Here is a 22,239-nt window from a genome sequence, read left to right on the forward strand (position 1 = left end):
GCGGCCGACCCTGCTTTGGGTGTGGCGTCTCGCGCGTTGAAATTTGAGTCGTGCGGTGCTAATTGGGGAATCCATTTTTTGTGAGGAGGATCCTTAATGGCGACTAATCTAGGCACCGAACAACTGCGCAGCGTCGGTGGTATTGGCGTATCTAAAGCTAGCTCTTTTATGAAAGAGTTTCGTGATTTCGCCCTAAAAGGTAATGTGGTTGATCTGGCAGTCGGTGTCATCATCGGTGCCGCTTTTGCCAAGATCGTCGACTCACTCGTCAAAAACATCTTTATGCCTCTCGTTAGTCTGCTCTTCCCAACTGAGCAAAGTTATCTTGCCTGGAAATGGGCAGTTGGTAACAAAGAGATTCCCTACGGCCTCTTCATCGGCGACATCGTTAATTTTGTCATCGTGGCTTTGGCATTATTTTTGTTTGTAGTGAAATTTCTCGGCTGGGTTGCGCGTAAGCGCACTGCCGAAGAGGCTGCGGCAAAAGTTGTTGCTGGTCCCACCAAGGATCAAGAACTACTGAGTGAGATCCGTGATCTCCTAGCTAAAAAATCGTCGCTCTCATAATCAGCGCCCAACGGGAGGAGTCATTCATGCATAAGTTGCAACGGAACATTGTGAGTATCTCTAAAGGTACGGCCAAGGGAGCGATTGCTGGTCTGGGAATAGTTGCTTGGATTACCTCCAGCGCCTTTGGCCAGACCACCACGCAAGTGAAAAAACTTGACCTAAGTGCGGATAAACTGACTGAAAAAGACGGCTGGACCGATCTTGAGTCGGTAACAGGTGGATCGAATGTCATCGATCAGCAAAACGTTAATGGTCAACAAAATGGTACGTCAACAATCTATAACTTAGACCTGTCTGGTGACCTGAACTTTCGCCGCGGTCAACAGTCATCGAGTAATAGCTTAACGGTCAACGAGGCTTTCTCGCGCACTCCTGCATTGCCACGGTTGATCAAATCCACGGATCAAGTGCGTTTCGTCAGTATGTACCGTTACCAATTCGCGGCTGACAGTTTGGCAGGCCTCTTTGGTCGATTTAAGGCCACAACAGCGGCATTTGAATCGTACGATGAACGTGCTGCAGCAACGACCTATGTGCGGAGCAAGCGTGACGGGTCTTCGAGCACGGAAGCCGACAAATTCAGAGCCAAATTGGCGGCGGGTTTTGCGCCCCAGGAATACAAGGAAGCCTTTGGTTTATTCCTGAGTCCTTTTGATCAAGAGACGCTCCGGGCTGAGGTGCGTGGTGGGCCTGCTGCGTTGCAGACATTTGCCAAAGACGCTTACTTCGTCAACACATCGAAGAGTAAAGACGGTGTGATCGTACTTGAGGAGGTGAACGATGTTCACGCCTTTGGTGCTGAAATGGCGCTCGAGGTCAAAGGCGTCCTCCTTGATAAAAAGCTGGACTACCTGGTTTCGGCCGAGGCACTCTATCCGCTGGTTCACTCGTTACGCGCAGAGGGTGCGCCGGAAGCCTCCAAACTAGTCAACTACGAGACGCTGGCATCGCTGCGTTATAAGTTGAACGATTGGTTGGGATTTACCGTGCAAGCAAAGTCTAAACGGAACCCAATGATTCGTCCTGAGGCAGAGGTAGTGAAGAGTGCTTTGCTGACGGCTACACTGAAAAAGTCATTTTTGGATTGAAAATATGGAATACAGACGTTTAGGAGCATCAGGTTTAAAGGTACCGGTGCTTAGCTTCGGCACAGCCACTTTTGGTGGTAAAGGTGAGCTTTTCAAGGCCTTCGGCACCACGGATCTTGCTGAAGCTAAACGTCTGGTCTCAATCTGTCTCGAACACGGTGTCTGCATGTTCGATACAGCAGATATGTACTCACGAGGCATGGCAGAAGAAATTCTTGGCCAAGCGCTCAAAGGGCGACGGAGTGAGGTTCTCATCTCCACCAAGGGCACTTTCCCCATGGGCGAGGGACCCAACGAATGTGGGTCTTCGCGCTATCATCTGACTAAGACCATCAACGATAGCCTGAAGCGTCTTGGCACCGATTACATAGATCTGTACCAGCTTCATGGCTTTGATGCGACAACGCCAGTCGAAGAGACTCTGGCGACGTTAGATGGTTTTGTGCGCGCCGGTAAGATTCGGTATATCGGCTGTTCCAACTTTTCTGGCTGGCACCTGATGAAGTCTCTGGCTACCTCGGATCGTCTCCATCTCACGCGTTACGTTGCGCATCAAGCGTACTACTCATTGGTTGGGCGTGACTACGAGTGGGAGTTGATGCCACTTGCGGCCGATCAGGGCGTCGGTGCAGTTGTATGGAGCCCGCTAGGTTGGGGACGCCTCACCGGAAAGATGCGCCGCGGCCAGGCACTACCGGCCGTCAGTCGACTACAAACAAAAGCTTGTGATGACGCAGGACCATATGTGGACGAGTATTATCTCTTCAAGGTGATCGCTGCAATTGAAGAAGTAGCGGCTGAAGTTGGCAAGACCGTACCGCAGGTGGCACTGAACTGGGTACTGCACCGTCCCACGGTAGCCAATGTGATTATTGGCGCCCGCAACGAAGAGCAACTGAGACAAAATGTTGACGTCCTCAGTTGGCGTCTAAGTGCGGATCAGGTAGCGCGACTTGATACTGCGAGCCTTCGCCCCAAGCCTTATCCCTACTGGCATCAGGCGCAGTTCCCACAACTCATGCCGCCCATGCCCTAGTTTGTGACTAGGTAAATGCAACTAAGGCGCACACGAATTTAGGGAGTCGTTTGATCTCCTGGTATCGGCGTGCAACTAGAACCACTGATGGGACCTTTGACTAAAAAGGGAGTGGTACCCGGGTTGCTCTTACACTTGAAGAGCTTAACGAGGGATCCGCTCAGACCTTTGTCCTCGTGGACCTGAACCTCGAGATTCCAAATCATATCCTCATCGCTGCCGCGTGGTAGCTGCATCGATCCCGTGACGGAGCCGTTGCCACTGGTACCATCAAGCGTAATCGGGCTACGGATTAAGATTTCATGGCCCGTGAGGTCTAGATTCAGCGGCGTCTTATTTATGAGTAGAGGCCGGTTGTTGTCCTCGGCCAAGATCCACACAGCGTCCTTCAGTTGGCCGAGAAAGCGACCGGTCCTAGTACCAGGCGTCGCGCCTAAAGGCTTACTGTATTGTACCGTCCCCGAGAGTAGGCCACGGCTAAGATAGAATCCGGGCGCGGCATCGTCTGCTAGCAGTAAATTAGTGATGACTACGGCGTCTAAGTCCGTAGCGCTCCCATCGATGCGCAGCGCACCGTTTAGATCGCGGTCGCCGGCCGATGACTTGAGTAGCCACTTTGGTGCCGATGCATGAAGATTGATGCGGCCGTAGTCGCCAAACATGGTCTCAATCTCCAAATGAGCAGAGTCAGCCGTCACGGTAGACGGCAGATCTAGTGTGATCAGCAGGCGCTTCAGCGGCAGCGCAGCCGAGATCTTGCGCGTATTCCTGACCGTCAAATCAGAGACTAGGAGGCTGGCTATGCCTTCCATAGAAACCGAACCGACCTCGCTCATGAGCGTCGGCAGTAGGCTCCGCAGTGCTCTTTCTGTCTGGTTGTTGAAAAAATTACGGAACGACTCGGTGCTGACCACGAGGCCCAAGGCAAGTCTTACGAGTAGAAGAGTGGCAGTCGCGAGGCCGCATAAGATGCCGAAAATTTTGAAAAGCTGCTTCATAGGGTTCTAACACCCGGTAGTGTTGCGTAGCGCTTCGGAAGGCTGTCCGAGAAACTTGAGGGGTATTTTTAAGGTGCTGATTTCCATAATAAATAAACTGCTCCCGCGTCGCTTGTGGCTTTGATATAAGCGACCCATCTACAAGTGGTACCAAGTTGGGGCAGACGTTATGACTGAGTGGCGCTATCAAAGTGGTTTCGGTAATTATTTTGAAACTGAGGCTGATGCGGGGGCTTTACCGATCGGGCGCAACAATCCGCAATGCGCGCCCCACGGCCTCTATGCCGAGCAGATCAGTGGAGCCGCTTTCACGGCGCCCAACGCCGAGAACCTGCGGACTTGGATGTATCGCGTCTTGCCTAGCGTGAGACACAGCCCATTTGTGGCAGCGGCACTACCAAACTGGCTGAGCGCACCCCTGACGGAAGTACCTCCACCACCGTCGCAGTTACGCTGGGATCCGATGCCAGTGCCCAAACAGCATACGGACTTTATCGACGGCGTGGTGACGGTGTGCGGCAACGGTGACGCTGCTGGACGACACGGCACTGCGGTGCACCTTTATGCTGCCAATAAATCGATGACCGATCGCGCCTTTTATAACGCTGATGGCGAGCTTTTGATTTTACCGGAGGAGGGGCGTCTCTTAATCATCACGGAGCTCGGATGCCTTGCTGTAGAGCCTCTCGAGATAGCCGTGGTGCCGCGCGGGATCAAGTTCCAAGTGAGCCTACTAGACGCGACGGCACGTGGCTACATCTGCGAGAATTACGGAGACCCCTTTCAGTTGCCTTACCGCGGACCTATCGGGGCTAACGGACTAGCCAACACGCGCGACTTCCTCACACCAGTGGCCTGGTACCAGCAGGGGCCAGAGGCCAAGAAGCCCGTAGAGCTGGTAACTAAGTTTGCCGGTGGATTCTGGCGCTCGCAGTTGCCTGCAACTCCCTTTGATGTTGTAGCCTGGCACGGTAACTACGCACCGTATAAATACGACCTGCGCCGTTTCAACACGATGAATACGGTCAGCTTCGATCATCCCGATCCCTCTATATTTACGGTGCTGACGTCACCATCGACTAAGGCGGGCACGGCCAATTGCGACTTCGTCATCTTTCCACCGCGCTGGCTGGTGGCAGAAGATACGTTTAGACCGCCTTACTTTCACCGCAATGTGATGAGTGAGTATATGGGGCTGATCTACGGCGTCTACGATGCCAAACCGGCTGGTGGTTTTACGCCGGGCGGGGGCAGCCTTCACAACTGCATGTCACCTCACGGTCCAGAGACGGCCGCATTTGCAGCAGCGAGCAAGGCTGAGCTAAAGCCGGTGTATCAGGGTGATACAATGGCCTTCATGTTTGAGTCCTCGCTGATTTATAAGCCAACCGCATGGGCTCTAAAGACACCGTTGCTGCAAAAAGATTATCTCGACTGCTGGCAGGGACTGACATCGCATCACCAGCGTGAGCGTTCAGGGGGCTGAGGGATCCGGTCCCTGGCGACGGCTGGCCTCGATCCTACGGGCAACGTCCGCCGTCCCTGGTTGCTCTGGGGCAATCTGCCGCGCAAGTTTTAGCGCGGCCGCCGCCTCTGATAGTTCGCCTGCCTCCACGAGGCAACTGGCAAGCGCCAGCTGCACCGAGGCACTGTCAGGACTGGCAGCAGCAGCGCGCCTTAGCCAATGCAGGGCGTCGTTAAGGCGCATTTGTGTCATATAAACAAATCCAAGATTGGCCATGGCTAGTCCGTGACGCGGATCTAGAAGGAGCGCCGTGCTAAGCGCCTTGATCGCATCGTCATGACGCTTGGCTTCTCTCAGGAGCTGCCCAAGATCACTGTAGAGATCGGCTTTCGGGGCAAGGGCAATGGCCCGCTCATAAGAAGCGATGGCGCCATCAACCTGATGCAGCCTGTGCTCGGTAAAACCAAGATTCTTGTGATAGCTAGCGTCTTCCGGAGCCAGTTCCGTGGCGCGCTTGAGATGCACAAGAGCTGCTGCGTAGTCCCCGCTGCGTGTTAGGGCAACCCCAAGATTAGACCGAGCAGCGGCGAAGTCTGGCCAGATAACAACGGCGCGCTCGAGGATATTCACAGCCTCTGCCAATCGTCCCTGTGCAATATAAACTGCACCGAGATTATTTATCGCATCGCGAAAGTCAGGTTTTGCCGCGAGTGCCGCAAGGTAGTGACGCTCGGCTTCGGGTAGTTTGCTCTGCCCCATCAGCACCTTGCCCAAATTGTTGTGCGCGAGCCAAGAATCGGGATTGTGCACCAAAGTCTGCTGCCAGATCGCCTCTTCATCAACGAAGTGACGCGCCTCACTGCGGGTCATCAGCGCTAGAGTCAACGTCACTATTCCTAGGACTGGCCATGTGATTAACTTTAGGCGCAAAATTCGCGCTGCCGTATTCACTACCGCGGTGATGGGCGCAATCAGCGCCATGTATTGCCAGTGATCAGCCACAAAGGCAAAGCGCATAAAGTAAATACCGTAGATCCCGAGAGCAGGTGCTAGGGCTACACCGTAGTACAAAACACCAGCAAATGGACCGTAGCCAAGGCGTCGTCTCAGTGCCCACGCTCCAAAGGGTAGCAACGCAGCAAGCATCGTCGGTAAGTAGTATGGTAGGCTGGCAGAGTTAAGGATAATCTTGGGGTAAATGAAGGCAATTTGAGTCGGCCAGAGCGCTTGTTTTAGGTAGAACCAAAAGTTCCAACCCGCGCGCGCGATGCGTTCAGAAAGTGGTCCTAGATTTAGGTGCTCCCCCGCGGGTAGTAGATGATCGGGTGCATACCAAGTCACGGCAATCACACCACTCACCAAAGCCAAGATAAAAAACGGCGTGCTGAGCTTGATGCTCCGCCGCAAATCACGTGTGATCACCCAGGTCGCTGCAGCTTGCACCAAAGGGGCAAAAACCACCGCCGACTTAGTTAGCAGTGCTGCGCCGAAAAGAAGCATCGATCCGAAATACATGCTCATGCGGGCTCTCTGCGATACCTGCTCAGCACATGTAAGAAATTTGAGGAAGGTGAGCCAGGAGGCCAAACACAGGCAGGAACTCGCCAGTGTTTTGAACTGTACAATCCAGGCCACAGCCTCTGTATTCACCGGGTGCACTGCAAATATCACAGCGCAGATCCACGCGAGGGGTAGGCGTAGCGTGCGCAGCAAAGCAGCCCATAGGAGAGCGTTACAGGTATGTAAGACCACGTTTGTCAGGTGATAGGGGTATGTATCCAGACCCCACCAGCGATAGGCCTTAAAAAACCAAGAATAGTGCAGTGGCCAAAAATCTGGAGCTTGATGGCTAAACCATATTCGTGACAGGGAGCTAAAAGGCGACGCTATAAGTGGATACTGAAAAAGCGCTTCGTTATCATCCCAGATGGGGAGTCCGTGTAATGCGGGCGCGTAGATCCATAGGCAAATTGCCCCCATGAGGGACGCAAAGACCGCGGCCTTTAGGAGCTGAAGTCTTGCGCTAGGCATCGAGTCACGTCCTCGAAAAGTGATTAAGCCTGCTGCGTGGCCACTTCAGGGAGTGTGTAATAGGTATACTCCGGCTGCGGTAGCTTTTTGCCCCAGCGACTGTCGATACAGAACTGGAGGATCTTGTCTTTGTAGCTGTGCCACACGGGCGGCTTCACTCCCGACTTAGCCAGTAACTTCAACGTCTGGTCCGGATTGAAGCGCGTCTTGATGCCGCGCAGGTAGCCATGATAGGGCTCGACCATGTCGACCACGGCCCAGAAATCATTCGGTAGCAGTCGCGCTAGCGGCGGCACCTTGCGGATAAAATCAAAGATCCACATCGGCATGATGGGCTTGCGTTTGACTTGGGCGAGGTCCATAGCGTCAACCAGGAGCTGACGGACCCTAATCTCTCTGCCGCGTCCTGCTGTGAGCAGGAACGTCCGCCCGGCGGCTTCGGGATCAGGCAGTAGCGCAACTATGGCATCAGCAACGTAATCGACGGGGACCACATCGAGGTACGAGTTTGGATTACAGACAAAGAACTGCGCCATCTCACGAGCCAGTATCATCAGTGGCCAGTACAAAACTTTGAAGTGCGGCGTGTACCCGTTATAGGACTGACCCACAACGATCGACGGCCGGTGTATCGTCACGGGGTAATCGCGCGTCCAAGAGTGAATCAGCTTCTCAGCCTCAAACTTGCTCTGCTCGTAAGGAGACAGGAATCCCTGCCCCATATCGAGGTCGGTCTCATTGACGACACGGCCCGCTGTTCCAGCAACGTAGGCGGTAGACACATAGTCGACGCGCTGCAACATACCGTCGCGCCGCAGCTCATCAGCCACGGTAAGGACGTAACGGGTACCATCTAAATTGATGGCGCGTGCCTCTGTGAGTGAGGCAGCAAAATCCGTGCTGGCGCCGCAATGGAGAATCTGATGGCACGAGGACTTAAGTAGAGCTAAATCGTCAGCGCCGATTCCCATGCCCGGCGCCGTCAAATCTCCGGCAACCGCGACGATGCGGTCCGAGAACGACGCGGCCTGGTCCGCTCCGAACATGGTCTTAAGTTGCTGCTCTACCCGCTCAGATGCCGGACGTCCGCGGTGTGGCCGTGCTAGGACATAGATACGGCCGACCCAGGGTTGGGCTAGAAGGCGGGCGATCACGGCTTTGCCGACGAAGCCCGTGCCCCCGGTAATTAGGATGTTTTTTTGTTCGCTGTTATGCAAAATTGGTCACCTCGTGCGCCGTCGTACTTAACCCATCCCAAAGATGTTCGTCCCGACTTTTTTTTCCGGGAGCCTATCGTCGCGCTTTTAGTACTGTGAGCGCTAGGACTTAGATTGAATTAAGAAATTGCCTCTATTAAAACCGAAAAGAGGCTTGGGTGCCAAGCGTTAGCGCCCACAGGCGCCACTCATACGAGGCAGTCATGTCGCCCGGAAGTGCTAATCAACAAAGATGTCTGGTGGTTACGGCTGATGACTTTGGTCTGACCGAGGCCATCACGGACGGGATCGTCGAGGCCCATCGGAGCGGCGTCGTCCGATCCACCGCTCTCCTCATGAATGGACTGGCTACGGATTATGCCCTGAACCTTAGGCGCCAATGCCCGAATTTGGAGATCGGGGCTCATCTCGGCATCGTCGAGGGTTTTAGCCTGCGGGCCAGGAAGAGTAGTCTAACGGATGACCTAAGTTACCTCGGTGAGGGTGACTGCCTCCATCGAGGCTGGCCTGAATTTATTAAGCTATATTCGCTTGGCCGCATCGATCTGGGTGAGCTGGAGGAGGAACTCGATCTGCAGCTGGGGCGCATGGCCGAGGCTTTAGGGTCCATTGCATTTGCTAACGGTACGCAGCACCTCCACCTCCTCCCCGGGGTACTGGAAGTCGTCCTCAGGCTCATGTCCAAGTATGAGATCCCCTGGTTGCGTCTCCCTGATCGTAGCAGAAGGGTCCCAGGTAGCGACCGCCGATGGCCGCAAAACTTGGCCATGCGGGCCCTGGGAGTCCGGGCACGGCGTCAGGCCCGTCATCTCAACATCGGTGGGCCAAAATATTTCGCTGGATTCGATGTTTGCGGTCGCCTTGATGCCGCTGCGGTCTGTAAGATTCTGGATGATATGCCCGTCGGCACGATGGAGCTAATGACCCATCCGGGTTTAGATGATCCCTTTTTGCGGCGTCATCTACCCTGGGGGTACCAGGACTTCGATTGGGCCGGAGAACTCGCCGCTCTGGTCGACCCCGAAGTGAAGGCCACCATCGCGCGCCGTGGTATCCAACTTATACACTTTAAGGATCTCAGCCTCTGAATACGCAGCGCCCTGAACAATATTCCCTATCGGTAGTTATCCCGGCCTACAACGAGGCCGATTGCATTGCTAAGGTGGCGGCAGAGTTAATCAGGATACTGGGGGCGCTCACGCCCCAGTTTGAGATCCTGTTCGTCGACGACGGGAGTAAGGACGCCACCTTTGCGCGGATCACGGAGATGGCCGAGGTCGACTCTCGCGTGAACGGCATCGCTCTCTCGCGCAATGTCGGACATATGGCGGCCCTGGCATGCGGTCTTGATGCCGCACGCGGTGATGTCGTGATCTGTATGGATGCCGACATGCAGCATCCGCCCGAGCTCATCCCGCGCATGATCGAAGCCTGGCGCAGTGGCTACGACGTCGTCAACATGATGCGGCGCAACACGGCCGAGACCAAGGCCAAGGGTGACTTGCTGTCGCGTCTTTTTTACTGGACCTATAACCGGACCTCAGATGTGCAGATCATTCCGCACAGTCCGGATTTTCGTCTCCTCGATCGCCGCTGTGTCGATGCCCTGAAGTCGATGCCCGAGCGGCTTAAGTTTTACCGCGGTATGGTTCCCTATATTGGGTTCCGTCAGACTTTGATGGAATTTGATTGCCCGCCACGGTTCGCTGGTAAGCGGAGTTACACGCTGCGGAAGTCACTGAAGCTGGCATCCGACGGTATTGTTTCCTTCTCTGACGTCGGACTCAAACTGCCACTGCTCGTTGGTGGGATCATTTCCGTGCTGGCGATTGCTTACATCATCGTCTCAATCGTGTTGGTGGCACTCGGTATCACGCCGCTAGCTCCAGGGTGGGTGTCACTGCTCAGCTTTAACGTCCTTAGCCTTGGGCTGAACCTGACGTTTATCGGTGTGTTCGGTCTCTATCTCGGCAAGATCTTTAACGAGGTTAAAAGGCGTCCGCTGTATTTTGTGCAGACGTCGGTGGGGCAGCCATTGCCGCGCCGTGCGGGCTCTCAGCCCAATGACGACTGGGGTCAGAGTTGAGCGCCGGATCGCAGGCAGCGTGGCAAAATCGATTACCCTGGTTAGTGGTGATCGGTAGCGCGATTGCATGCTTTTTCCAGCTCGGTGATCATGGGCTTAAGATGTGGGACGAGACGCGTCACGCCGAGGCGGCATGGCAGATGCTGCAGCGTGGTGACTACATCGATTACTATTTTGACGATGTGCGCGACGACTGGCTGGCTAAACCGCCTTTGGGTGTTTGGCTCATTGCTCTTGCTTATCGATTACTCGGCTTTAACGAGTGGGCTCTGCGCACCCCGTCGGCCTTAGCTGGCGTAGGCATCATTACGCTCACCTATGCACTAGTGCGGCTCTATCGCAGTGCGACGCTGGCAGCGTTAGTCGCGCTGGTCCTGATGCTCTGTCGCGGGATCGTTGGTCATCATATGGCGCGTAGCGGCGATCTCGACGCTGTCTACGTGCTCACGGCCATGGCGATGATTTACCTATTTCAGCTGGCCGAAGTACGCGGCAAGCGCTGGCTATTGCCACTCGCCGGACTGTGCGGTGGCCTCTGTTTCATGACTAAGGGTTTTATGATGGGCATATTTCTGCCCGGTCTAGGACTCTATGTCCTGTTGAGTGGGCAGCTCGTGCGTCTACTCAAGGACTGGCTCTTTTGGCTCGGGACTCTCATCATGGGAGCGGCCATAGGTGGTTGGTATTTGGCGGTGAAAAGACTGGGCACCCCCTTTGCGAACAGTCAATACGGCGTCGATGCATGGGACGTTATGGTCAACTACGACATCTTCCGCCGCTACACGGAAAAGCTCGAGGGCAACAACACCACATCATGGTTCGTCATGGAGGCGCTGGATATCAGATTTGGGCCCTGGCTTTATCTTCTGATACTCCTACTACTCTATCTAGGCTGGCAGCACCGTTCGACCACGCGTCAAATACTTAGTGGCATATGGAATTATCTGCGCGCTGATCATCTGATGCTGCTCAGCCTGTGTATGGTGATACCTACGTGCGCCCTCTTCGCATCGTCTGCGACCAAGTTTAACTGGTACGTCGCCATCACAATTCCCTTTCTGGCTATATTGACCGTCGTGCTTGCAGACATGGCAGCCAAAATCGATAAGCGCGTGTGGCGGTTATTTGCTCTCGTCACGGTGATTGGTGTGGGTGGTCAGCTGCAGTACCTCTTTCAGCCGGAGCACGGCCTCTCCCACGAAGTGTTGCAGCACAGCGATGAAGTGATGCAAGCACGCCATATTTACGCCGCGCGTCAACCACTCTTCAATACACGTCTCGCTCTCAAGTGGCGCGGCCGCCAGATCGAACTCGCCACAGATGACGTACTGCTAAGGCCTCGCACGTCAGTCAGCCCTAAGATCGACCGCATGGACGAGCTGAGTGGTGGTTATAGCTTACTGCTTAAGCCTGCGGCGGTGGATTGAAGCCTTGAGTCGCTAGACCGGCGTAGCGAGATTCTGGTCCACCATTCCATTTAAAAGTTCCCATTTGTTACAAACACTTGCGCGTAAGACCAAATTGCGACAACAAGAGTCAACCATCCCATTAAGCTAAACGGAAACCCTGCGATCGGAGGAGACAGCAATAGCGATGGAAGTAGAAGAATGTAGGTTGTTTTTTTTTAATGCCGTAGGCTCCACTGAGTGCTCGATAGCCAAAGTCCGATCACGTACAGAAGAAATACCTTAGGAGCCATTGTTGAGACTGTTCTTATATTATAGCGATTGTAAGCATCGGAGCGTGTGGAAAAAACAAACCACTCGTTTGTAAGGAAGATACACATGAATCTTGCTACCCATGTGTGGGTTTTTCTGAAATCTCTAAGTTCCAGATGTTTACTAAATATTGGCCAAAAATGTTTAGTCACTGGAGATATCCAAGCTTTGTGACGGCCAAAAAAGTATATATCATTCCGGCAAGACGCCTCAAATTACATCAATATACCGTTTTTAGTCACAACTTAAACATCGAGGTCCGTCGAAGCTGCCGGATGGCGCGTACTCCGAGCGGGTCGGATCTTGTCATCCTCTATGAAAACGGTATATACTGGTATATACCTTGACTTCGCGGGAGTGATTTTGAGCACATTAACGCGCATCATCAAAGCTTTTGACGCAGCTGGCGTCTCCTACGCACTAGTTGGTGGATACGCTGTGGCGCTTCATGGTGCTGTCCGAGGCACTGTGGATATCGACTGTATTATCCGGCACACGGAGGACTCATTTGTTGCTTGTGAGGCGGCTCTGCGCTCCATAGGTATGGAGCCGAGGCTGCCGGTTACAGCGCGCGAGGTATTTCGGTTTCGTGAGGAGTATATTAATCGCCGGAATTTGATCGCATGGAGTTTTTACAATCCTGTTAATCCGGTAGAAGTGGTTGATATCATCATCACTCATAACCTTGCGCACCTAAAGGCTGTGATCATGCGCGCAGGTTTGGACAAAGTGAAGGTGCTATCGATTCCACATTTAATTGAGATGAAGCGCGCCGCTGGCCGTCCCCAGGATATTGAAGACGTTAAAATGCTGGAGGCGCTTCGTGGTCGTTAAGAAAAAGAAGAAGACGCAATCTCGCCCAGTCCAACGCGCCAAAACGCGCGACGAGCTCGTTGGACCGATGGATGATGTCACGCCCATTATTGAGTTCCTCGAGTCTTTTCGTGATCTGACCGATCCGCGCGCCAAGCAAGCACTTAAGTTGATTAGCATCAAGATACCAGAACAGCTACTTACCGCATTCCGTTATAAGGCAGAGCGGCACGGCGTGCCGTATCAGACCATGATCAAGAAGCTCATGATGGAGTGGTTGCGCAAGTAGGCGCGTCATTCACAACTTCTAGGTTGAGTTAACACGCAGCCGAAAGAGCGATCAGCGTCAGTTGGGAACCCACTCGTAATAACGATACCCGACGTCCATCCTGTCCTTTGATTCTTCGTGACCGACACGGATCAGGGCGAACTCACCTTGAGGCTGCCTCACACTGCGCGGCTTCGTTGCCAGATGAAGCGCTCCCTGGTCTTTGTCCACAGCCACATGTGGTTGAATCACTCCATCACGCAAGGTGCCGGCGCTGGCACCTTGGCGTTTGACCTCGGTCTGGGCAGCAAAGGTGACCTCGCTGGCAGCGTGTATGGTCTCGTAAGTTGCGACGGATAGTTCAAACCGTGCACCTTTGCGATCGTGCTCGCGCGCCAGCCAATCAGTAACTGGTGTACCTGAATACACATCTTTGTACTGATCGGTGAATTCTGCCAACAACACTTTAGCCGTGGCGCCGCTGCCGTAGGATAGGAGCAGAGTTTTGTGGCCGGTTAAATCCTTGCCGCGAAGGTTTGCGTCTTCAATGAGACTAGCGAGGGCAAGAAAAAGTGAGCCGGTATAGATGTTGCCAATCTCGCGCGTGAACTTAAGCGACGGAGCGACCTTATCCTGATAGGCCTGACGAAACTCCGGCAGTTTGGCAATAGCTTTGTCCACAGCAGTTTTTTGCTCGGATGTGGCATCTGCAGTGAGACTGCAGGTCAGCTCAACCGACCCTTTAAATTGGTCATGGTGACGCCACAGTTTGGCTCCTACCCGAGCCATGGCGTACTCGGCCATTTTGGGGAAGGGAACATGGAAGACAAAATGATCGACGAGGTCATAGAGATCCTGAGACCTGGAGTCGCTGCGCGTTAAGAGCTGCTCCTTCAATGTCTTTTTATTCAAGAAGTAATCGAGACCCTTCTCGATGCAGTCTAGGTAAACGCCGATGGAATATTTACCGTCGACGACTGCAGTCTTTGAATAGTTGGGGCGGAAAAAGTCCCGCTCGTCTCGCGTCACCGTGGCGATCAGCGTCGGATCGATCTTGAGGAGCCGCGGATCGCGGCTAATCAGCATGGCGACGGCACCGGCGCCTTGCGTGTATTCGCCTGGAGACTCGAGAGAATAGCGCGCAACGTCTGAGGCGACTACGACAGCATAGGGACGATCGAATATCTCAGCCTTAACCGCAGCCAGTGCAGATTCAAGAGCATACGTAGCGCCAGCACAGGCAAACTGATACTGCGGGCAACCAACGTGAGCGAGATCGACCTCGTAATGGCGCTCGATCATGCCGAGGACGTAGGCGGCCACCGATTTCGATTGGTCCACCGTGGACTCTGTACCGACGGCTAGATAGGCGATATCGGTGGGATCGATGCCGGAGGTTTCGATGAGCTTCTTCACCGCCATCGCGGCCATGGTGGCGATATCCTCGTGCGCATCGGGAATAGCCATGCGTTCCACACCAATGCCAGCGCGGATTTTACCTATTAGATTGTCTACGTTGTCAGCGCCGCTTGATGCCAAGCGTTGGTGCGCCCATTCACCGGTGAGATCGACATAGGGCTTTGGTACATAAACTGCGAGGGCATCGATACCAACTACAGTGGAAGTAAGTCCGGGGGGGATCGTCGTCATACAAGCTCCCAATCTGGTGATTGCAGTCTAACTATCTGAAATAATTGTGATCGGTGGCATTATGGAAATTTATTGGCCAAATGGCCAGTAATAATCTTGCAATAAAAACGTATGCTTTTGACAGATCCCTGGGTCGAAAAAAAGACGGTCGATGGCAAGGTCGTCATCATAGTCGATCAAAAACCTAGGACTGGGATACTGACGAGCTTAATCAGATTAGCCGATCAAGTCATCGATACTGGTGCTGATTTAGTCACCGCTCTCTTTGGTCAGCCAGTGGTCGTGATCAGCTCATCAGCAAAAAGTCTAGTGGATCAGGTGTTTGTGTTAGTGATCTAAAGCGATCTGCGCCTCTTTAACAAAGTCCAAATGTTCCGCTACCGCGGTGTAGAAGTTAACACCGCGGCACGGAATTGGCCCTCCTGACAAGACGCCGGCGACCACGTAACGTCCATCCTCCTCATGGTAGAGGGGCCCACCGGAATCACCGCTACATGCGCCGCGGCGCCACGGATCGTTAATTTGCAGGCGACCTTGTGCATCGCTACCGGTATAAGTGGCCATGGTATAGCGCAAAGTGCCACTGTCGCGTCCTAGTTCGGTGATGCCGTAGCCTGCGAGCAGCACCTGAGTTCCGGGCTCTAGATTGGCGGTACTTGCAGCTAGTGCGATTGGTTCGTAGTTGCTCGGAGCTGCGGATTTAAGTTTGAGCACAGCGATGTCGTGCGGCGCGATTTCAGGGCCTTGTGCTTTGTAATCAGGATGGATCGCAACGGCAGCGGCTGGGTTGAGTTGCCGTCTCGCGATCGCAGTGTCACGATCCAAGCCGAAAAATGCCGTTACCCCGGCATAGCCATACACACAGTGAGCCGCAGTCACGAGTAGGTCAGGACCTATGAGCGCGGCACTACAAGTCGACTCGCGTCCAAAGGAATCCTGAATAATCAGCCCTACTGTCGATTTGGCCTCTGGGCCCTCTTGTTGCCAGGTTACCTCTTGACCACTACGGATTTTGAGATGACTTTGCTCTGCCGATGAAACTTCGCAGCCAGATATTAATAGTAACGAGAGAGTTACGGGGGCGATCTTAATCCTTAATGCTTCATCAATCATCTGCGGTAGCTCCCTAATGAATCACATCTATCGATCAATAGTCCTGAAATGAACGCGATAAAAAAATCCCCCCACTGGCTGTGTCGCCGGTGGGGGGCTTGAGGTACTGAGTCAGTATGCTTAAGCGCAATCCCTAAAAGGCGACACCAGGCCGGTGCTGCAACAGCAACAACACATGCAACCGGAATGTAGAGCCTTAGGGGTCAACGTATCACCTTGAGGGAGGAGTCAAGTGGCAACCGAGGCTGCCTAACACCGGGTCTAGTTCAAAGTATTTCGCGAGTCAAGCGGCTCTGCTGTTACAGTGTAAAGCTAAGAGGCGCCACTGATGCCGTGATCCCGCCCTGGTAGCCACCGGATGTGAAGGTAGCTACTGTCGTCTTTTTGGGGGGTGTTTTGCCAAAGGTTTTCGCAGCTTTCCCGAATCATCCGGTCGCATTCACGCGGTGATTCTGCTGCTGCTAGGAGTCGCTGTAGCATGCGGATCTTGAGTCTCTCACCGTCTGGACCCTCATTGTCGAGTAAGCCGTCGGTATAGAGGAATATCCCGTCCCCGGGATTAAGATCCAGTTTGGTGACCTGTGGCAGGACCTCTGATGCTAGTCCGAGCGGTGACGAAGGGCGCGCTACTGCTTTAACGCTCTGGTTGCTCACCATGAGGAGCGGCGTGTGTCCCGCATTGCAGTAGTAGGCCTCGCCATGGCGCAAGTCGATCATGATCACTGCCATGGTCATGAGGCGTTCACTTTTCTGACCTGCCTTCCGCACAGCGTCGTTCATGGTCCGGACTAGATGTACCAAGATGGCCTCGGGGGAATCACTCGTTTCCTGGGCCTTGATTGCTGCAAGTGCGCCCCTGAAAGTTCCTACTGCAGTCAGAGTGACTAGCGCTGATAGCATATCGTGACCTGTGACATCCGCGATTACGGCATAGGCACGCTGGGTCTGCTCGTCGTACTCTATGCCGAGCCAATCACCACCAGCAACCTCGGCTGATTTTACCGCTGATGCGACTTGTAGTTCAGGCATTGAAAGAGCCACGTCGCCGAGCGCGCTGGTGAACGCTTGTGCCTCGGCAAGGCTAGTTTTCATCATGGACTTTTCTGTTTGAATGCGCGTGATTTCTAGACGGTCACGCTCCTGTTTGACTAGTTCGTTGTGTAAACGGCGGATATTGCGCTCGCTCGTCTCTGCGGCATAAAACGCATCGCTGTAACCCTTGGCTAAGAGTATTGATTGCACAGCTGCGAAGCCAACGGCACCGAGATTAGAGAGACGTGGTATGTCCCAACCTAAATAAAGAGCAGCCACTTCGGCGAGGGATAAACTAGCCAGCATTAGAAAACCACCGAGAAAAGCCCTTGCACCTGGACGACTACGGGCTATGGCTTTCATGATGCTCCGCAAATAGACGAAGGTCAGTATGACCTGCGCTATTTGGATGAAGATTTTCGCCGGGGCGAAAATCCTAGGTTCTGTCAGCAGCGTGAGTAACGTGAAAGGTATGACCAGTGCTAAGGTGATCCAAGGGTAACGGCGCTCCGTTTCGTTCGGGAAAAGAGCGTTCATAAATGCTGTCAGCACCGGGAGTGACCAGTAGAACGTGATCAGTTCAGCACGCCAGCTCCAAGTGTCGCCGATCTGGAATAATTCTGCGGCCAAATTAGCTTCGCCAACTAAGGTCGACCTTATCAGCACAAATAAAGAAAACAGAGAGAACCATAGATTGCTCACGCGACGCCGCTCGATGGCAAAAATACTTAAGTGGTAAAAGAACATAAAAAGCATGATGCTCGCGACGACGCCGTCCAAAACGAAACCACCGGTTCTGATAGCAGCAATCGCTTCAGGGCTGCCAATTTTAACGGTTCCGGTGATCCCTGTGATCGGGGCTGAGCGATTGGTGACTTTAACTTTCAGGTTAACCGTTCCGTTTTCGGTATAATACGGGACATAAATATGTCGTCCAGCCGCCACAGTTTGGTGCACTGCCTCATCATAATAACCCGCCTCGCGTACTAGTAAGTTGTCAATGTAGATGAGGGCGTGACCATTGATCTCGGAGAACTTGATTGCGAAACCATGATGATTAGGTGGGAGTTTTAAGGTCGCCTGATAGATGGCCGAGCCATCTACGGACTCTGGTTGCAAGTAGCGGCCAATTTCGAAGCTGTTTTGCGAGTCAAAATCAGCACGGCTAAAATCGATGACTGGGTTTGTGGTGGCGATGATTGGGGCTGGATGATCAGTGACTTGATCAGTTGCCTGGGAACGCGATCGTTGGCAAACAGGATTTGCAGCCCACATGGCTACCGCAACAAGTCCCAGTGTGAGGCCCAGTGCGCCGCGGGTAAGGTGCTTGCGCTGGGCCCAGTTTGGCAATGTTGATCCGAAAGGAAGCATGGCGATACCGTGAGTCCATTTGGTCTAGTTCAACCTTGGTTCTGCACGATTCATGCCGCCCGAGGGAGGCTAATACTTCAAAGTAATCGGAACCTTATAATCTATCTTTGCCGATGAGCTGATCAAGGTCAGACGTATCGGCTAGTTTTTTGGCAGTTCTTCCGTGCCCTTCTCGTCAACCTTGGCGACTCCGACACAAGTCACCGTTTCGCGTTCGCGGCTACTGTCGTCCATGGTCATGCCGCCGATGATTTTAATCTTATATACCTCGCTGCCGACTACGGCGCCAAACCAGTTGGGTTTTTCATCGCGCACGGCAACATCCGTCACAATGAGAGTGCTTGAGGTCAGAGATTTTTTCTCGGTTTCCTCGGAGCGAGCAAGCCGGGTGTAGCCTTCTAGTTCCTTGTAAGGGGTGCGCTCGAGGTCGACTTTCAGTTCGAGGCGATCTTTATTTTCTTCGGCAGGTCCACCGATTCTGTAGGATCTGAGTTCAAAGTCGCGGGTCCCGCCCAAGAATTTAACTAAGGCAAGTTTGCCGTCCTTATTCGCTTTGAAGGTGTAGAGATGACACTTTTGATAATCGGCTTTGGTCTGGTACGCAACGCGACCCTCGTAGTGGGTCACTGTGTATGCACTCGATTTAGGGTCCGTCGGCTGTGGTGCTGAGGCTAGCGCACTTTGATCCCGCGCATTGGTAGACTTGCAGGACCATGAGGGCATCGCTGACAACGCGGTCGTAAGAGCTAGTGCGGCGTGGTTACTAAATTTGCCTGTGTGATCAGCCATACTGTGCCTCGCATCGGAAAAGCGTTGGGATATTAGTGTTGGGACAATACCTCTCAGAAGTGCTATCGGTGCACGCGCACTAAAAGTGAGACCATAACGGGGTTGAGACTTGTACCGTTATGGTAAACATAGCGAATTATCACCCCAATATATTATTTTTATCCAGATTTTTAAGGCGTCGATTTTGTCGTACCAGAGCTACGAGGGTCTGTAGCGGCGATCACACTGAGCTTGCGCGGTGGCAATTGACTTACGTCATACTGTGCGATTCCCGTAAAGCCAGTAGTAATTAGGTGCTCCCCATTCAATATGACGTCAGTACAGATTTCTTCGGACACACTTGGTAGATCTTGGATGTGCGTTTGGTCTTTAACATCGAGGATCCGGAGCCCAGCGGGCCCGTCGCATATGAATGCGCGTCCATCATGCACTGCCAGGCCAAATGGCGCGTTCATGGTAAATCTAGTTAATTTGATAGGCTTGATCGGATCCTTGAAATCAATGATCTCTAAAACATTCTCTGCATTAAAACAGCCGCCACCACTACGTAGTGTGACGTAGGCTGTGGTGCCTTCTGTCACGACGGGATCACAAGCGCGCACGTGCTGAACCAGTGATAGAAAACGCGGTTTGAGTGGCTCAGAAAGGTCGTACATTTCCATGCCAGTAAGGGTGCCGACAAAGAGTTGGTTACCGTTCGAAAATAGGGTTTCAGGCCTCGCTTGCACCGGCACATCCGCAGACATAACGGGAATCGTAGGCGTCGCAATATCAAAGGTACGGATGATCGGATCGCCTGACACTGCATATTGCCAGCTCGATGGTTCGGGAGGCGTAGCCGGGCCGCTTTTGGGTCTAGTGCTCAATGTGTACAGCACATTTCCCGCAATAGCAAAGCGTGCCGTAGAACCAGTCTGACCAATTCCACTATTACCTGTACTGCCACCGCTGCCACCAGTACCGCAGCTGATAGCTAGTAATGTGGGAGCTGCTATCAACAAGCAGAATATAGTTTTTTCAATTTTTTGACGCATATGCTTGGTTGCTCCGTGAGACCGTTTTTATTGCTCAAGAATCTTTTGCACCGATCACGACACCACTTTTAGGATCGATTTCTTTAAACGATCCGTAGGGTGGCCTTCCTGCTCCCTTGTTGAGAAATATCTGATAGGCGTTGTAGGGAAAGACATCGGCTTCAAGATGTCTTAAGTAGAAATTGCCATCAATAAACTCAATAGTTAGTAAATCAGTGAAACTGTCGGCGTAGATCACCTGATCTTTAGCCGCGATATCGATGTTTCCAGGGATGTTCAGGAAGGCGATGGCTTTAGGCTGCGTCGGATCTTCATTGTCAAATACATGAATGCCTTTATTGATGTCGTTAATGAGCAAATACTTGTCATGGCGTAGTATCTTCCCTGCCTCGGCTATGGGCTTTGGAGGCTCAACGCGAAAGGCAATGCGGAGGTCCTCGTAGCTCATGTAAATCGGTTGAATATAAACAGGGTTAAAGGGACCACGCGACGGACTCGTCGCCATCAATGCGGCAGCACCGGCCAAGGTTACCGGGATTTTGACACAAAGAGTTTTCAGCGGCGGCAACTTGGTCTGGACTTGCCCGTGAGCGATGGTCCAACTCAAAATTCCACCGAGCAAGGCAAAGACGAAATCGGACGGGTCACACACGCCAAGCACCGGCCATAGGCCTTGCATAGCCTCCCAGGCCAGCGACACGGCGGTCCAGAAGATTACGGACCGCTCGGGCTTCTGACTCATAGCTGACCCCATGAGAGCGAATGCTACCGTGTGTAGAAAGCTCGGAGCGCTCGTAGCAATCACGGTGGGCAACGGTAGAGGTGGGAGCCGCGGTGCCCATGAGATCCAGAACTGAGCGGGACGCATGCTGGCGTAAAAGGCGCAGCCGAGTCCCAAACTCACGAGACCTAGACCCGCGGCAAACCACTTTTGAGTTAGCGGCCAAGCTTTCGTGTTTTGGCTTTGAGATGTCACTTGCGACCTCGATCGTGTATTTATGCTGGTGTAGTGCGGCCTAGCGCCAGGCTTACGGCGCCTGCATGATGTTAGTTTATCGGAATTTCAGCTGTGTTTGTTGAGTTATATTCTAATCTTGCGTTTACTTTGTAAATGAATTGACTATGCGTACGGCGCTAAGTGATGGAGACTTCGGAGTGAAAATGGCTCGGCATATTTACGCGGCATTGCTTTTAATCTGTTCCCAGATGGGGATAGCTGAACCGGGTTGGATTTACCAGACGGCACCTATCGCGGCGGTCATGGCAGGTCTCTACGACGGTAACGCCAGCTGTAGCGATGTCCTGAGGCGTGGGTCCAATGTCGGCGTTGGTACATTCGATCACCTAGACGGTGAGATGATCGTCGTCGACGGCCAAGTATACGCAGCACGTCAGTCCGGCAAGGTGGAGCGGTTAAGCGCGTGCTCCACACCATTTGCGACAGTTGCCAGTTTCAGTGCAGATGCCAAAGCAGAGCAACTGAAGAACCTAGACCTAGCCCAGATTGAGGCAGCAGTCGATGCGCGCATGCCAAGTCTAAATACACCTGTGTTTATAAAGATCAGTGGTGACTTCGCAGCTGTAACACTGCGCGTGGCACCTAGGCAAGAGCGCCCCTACCCCAAGCTCACGGAAGCCGTGAAGAAGCAGCCTATCTTTGAGCGAGCCCGGGTGACCGGGACTATGGTTGGTTTCCGCATGCCGTCTTATGTGTCGGGCATTAACGTGCCCGGCTACCACTTCCACTTTATCAGTGATGATCACACCTTTGCTGGTCACGTCTTCAAACTCAATTTGGTCAGCGGCGCTGTGACTCTCGAGGCTGCCCGTGGATTACAGCTAGGAATCCCTAGTGATCAAGCTTTCACCCACACAAATTTGGCACCAGTGTCGGATGCTGATGTTACTAAGGTGGAGCGTGCCCATGCAGGCGATACTCCACCTCAGTCAAAAAACTAGC

The 22,239-nt window shown here is 53.2% G+C and carries 20 protein-coding genes; 11 read left to right on the forward strand and 9 right to left on the reverse strand.

Annotation, left to right across the window (positions count from 1 at the left end; translation table 11 throughout):
* Positions 1–168: 168 nt before the first annotated feature.
* The 3 genes from mscL to FJ146_10560 are packed head-to-tail and all read left to right on the forward strand — an operon-like array spanning position 169 to position 2,694.
* Positions 169–567: a large conductance mechanosensitive channel protein MscL gene (mscL, locus tag FJ146_10550; GenBank protein MBM4252399.1), complete on the forward strand. Its 399-nt coding sequence runs from the start codon at positions 169–171 to the stop codon at positions 565–567.
* A 26-nt stretch (positions 568–593) separates the two neighbouring features.
* On the forward strand, positions 594–1,658 hold the full coding sequence (locus FJ146_10555; GenBank protein ID MBM4252400.1) for a hypothetical protein: 1,065 nt from the start codon (positions 594–596) through the stop codon (positions 1,656–1,658).
* A 4-nt stretch (positions 1,659–1,662) separates the two neighbouring features.
* Positions 1,663–2,694 carry an aldo/keto reductase gene (locus FJ146_10560; GenBank protein MBM4252401.1) on the forward strand — a complete coding sequence of 344 codons (1,032 nt, stop codon included), beginning with the start codon at positions 1,663–1,665 and terminating at the stop codon, positions 2,692–2,694.
* 38 nt (positions 2,695–2,732) lie between these two features.
* Here the strand turns inward: FJ146_10560 and FJ146_10565 are convergent, their stop codons facing one another.
* Positions 2,733–3,692, reverse strand: a complete 960-nt coding sequence (locus FJ146_10565; protein ID MBM4252402.1) for a hypothetical protein — start codon at positions 3,690–3,692, stop codon at positions 2,733–2,735.
* A gap of 169 nt (positions 3,693–3,861) precedes the next feature.
* Between FJ146_10565 and FJ146_10570 the strand changes: the two genes are divergently transcribed.
* Positions 3,862–5,178, forward strand: coding sequence for a homogentisate 1,2-dioxygenase (locus FJ146_10570; GenBank protein MBM4252403.1), 1,317 nt, complete (start codon positions 3,862–3,864; stop codon positions 5,176–5,178).
* Here FJ146_10570 and FJ146_10575 read toward each other — a convergent pair.
* Together FJ146_10575 and FJ146_10580 are read right to left on the reverse strand one after the other, a co-directional pair.
* Positions 5,167–7,188, reverse strand: coding sequence for a tetratricopeptide repeat protein (locus FJ146_10575; GenBank protein ID MBM4252404.1), 2,022 nt, complete (start codon positions 7,186–7,188; stop codon positions 5,167–5,169). The genes FJ146_10570 and FJ146_10575 overlap by 12 nt on opposite strands.
* Before the next feature lie 23 nt (positions 7,189–7,211).
* Positions 7,212–8,408, reverse strand: a complete 1,197-nt coding sequence (locus tag FJ146_10580) for an SDR family oxidoreductase (GenBank protein MBM4252405.1) — start codon at positions 8,406–8,408, stop codon at positions 7,212–7,214.
* A gap of 200 nt (positions 8,409–8,608) precedes the next feature.
* Between FJ146_10580 and FJ146_10585 the strand changes: the two genes are divergently transcribed.
* From FJ146_10585 to FJ146_10605, 5 genes are all read left to right on the forward strand, one after another.
* Positions 8,609–9,493 (forward strand): ChbG/HpnK family deacetylase, encoded by an 885-nt coding sequence (locus FJ146_10585; protein ID MBM4252406.1) that lies wholly within the window; start codon positions 8,609–8,611, stop codon positions 9,491–9,493.
* A complete protein-coding gene (locus FJ146_10590; protein ID MBM4252407.1) occupies positions 9,490–10,491 on the forward strand; it encodes a glycosyltransferase family 2 protein in 1,002 nt (333 codons plus the stop codon). The genes FJ146_10585 and FJ146_10590 overlap by 4 nt, the downstream gene beginning before the upstream one ends.
* Positions 10,488–11,918 carry a phospholipid carrier-dependent glycosyltransferase gene (locus tag FJ146_10595; protein ID MBM4252408.1) on the forward strand — a complete coding sequence of 477 codons (1,431 nt, stop codon included), beginning with the start codon at positions 10,488–10,490 and terminating at the stop codon, positions 11,916–11,918. The genes FJ146_10590 and FJ146_10595 overlap by 4 nt, the downstream gene beginning before the upstream one ends.
* 654 nt (positions 11,919–12,572) lie before the next feature.
* Positions 12,573–13,043, forward strand: a complete 471-nt coding sequence (locus FJ146_10600; GenBank protein ID MBM4252409.1) for a hypothetical protein — start codon at positions 12,573–12,575, stop codon at positions 13,041–13,043.
* Complete coding sequence (locus tag FJ146_10605) at positions 13,033–13,311, forward strand: hypothetical protein (protein ID MBM4252410.1); 279 nt, start codon at positions 13,033–13,035, stop codon at positions 13,309–13,311. Before FJ146_10600 ends, FJ146_10605 begins: the two co-directional genes overlap by 11 nt.
* 57 nt (positions 13,312–13,368) lie before the next feature.
* Here the strand turns inward: FJ146_10605 and FJ146_10610 are convergent, their stop codons facing one another.
* On the reverse strand, positions 13,369–14,940 hold the full coding sequence (locus FJ146_10610; GenBank protein MBM4252411.1) for a hypothetical protein: 1,572 nt from the start codon (positions 14,938–14,940) through the stop codon (positions 13,369–13,371).
* A 117-nt stretch (positions 14,941–15,057) separates the two neighbouring features.
* Here FJ146_10610 and FJ146_10615 point away from each other — a divergent pair, with 117 nt between their 5' ends.
* Entirely contained in the window at positions 15,058–15,279 is a 222-nt protein-coding gene (locus tag FJ146_10615; GenBank protein MBM4252412.1) for a hypothetical protein, read from the forward strand.
* On the opposite strand, the gene FJ146_10620 is transcribed toward FJ146_10615, so the two are convergent.
* The 5 genes from FJ146_10620 to FJ146_10640 form a co-directional block, all read right to left on the reverse strand.
* Complete coding sequence (locus FJ146_10620) at positions 15,268–16,053, reverse strand: serine protease (GenBank protein MBM4252413.1); 786 nt, start codon at positions 16,051–16,053, stop codon at positions 15,268–15,270. The genes FJ146_10615 and FJ146_10620 overlap by 12 nt on opposite strands.
* A 312-nt stretch (positions 16,054–16,365) precedes the next feature.
* On the reverse strand, positions 16,366–18,456 hold the full coding sequence (locus tag FJ146_10625) for a hypothetical protein (GenBank protein MBM4252414.1): 2,091 nt from the start codon (positions 18,454–18,456) through the stop codon (positions 16,366–16,368).
* 141 nt (positions 18,457–18,597) lie between these two features.
* On the reverse strand, positions 18,598–19,245 hold the full coding sequence (locus FJ146_10630) for a hypothetical protein (GenBank protein ID MBM4252415.1): 648 nt from the start codon (positions 19,243–19,245) through the stop codon (positions 18,598–18,600).
* A 170-nt stretch (positions 19,246–19,415) separates the two neighbouring features.
* Entirely contained in the window at positions 19,416–20,279 is an 864-nt protein-coding gene (locus FJ146_10635; protein ID MBM4252416.1) for a hypothetical protein, read from the reverse strand.
* A 34-nt stretch (positions 20,280–20,313) separates the two neighbouring features.
* A complete protein-coding gene (locus tag FJ146_10640) occupies positions 20,314–21,255 on the reverse strand; it encodes a hypothetical protein (protein ID MBM4252417.1) in 942 nt (313 codons plus the stop codon).
* A gap of 146 nt (positions 21,256–21,401) precedes the next feature.
* On the opposite strand from FJ146_10640, the gene budA reads away from it, so the two are divergent.
* Entirely contained in the window at positions 21,402–22,238 is an 837-nt protein-coding gene (budA, locus tag FJ146_10645) for an acetolactate decarboxylase (protein ID MBM4252418.1), read from the forward strand.
* The last annotated feature ends 1 nt before the right edge of the window (position 22,239 follow it).

It is taken from the genome of Deltaproteobacteria bacterium, assembly GCA_016874735.1.
Taxonomy (GTDB): Bacteria; Bdellovibrionota_B; Oligoflexia; order Oligoflexales; family CAIYRB01; genus CAIYRB01.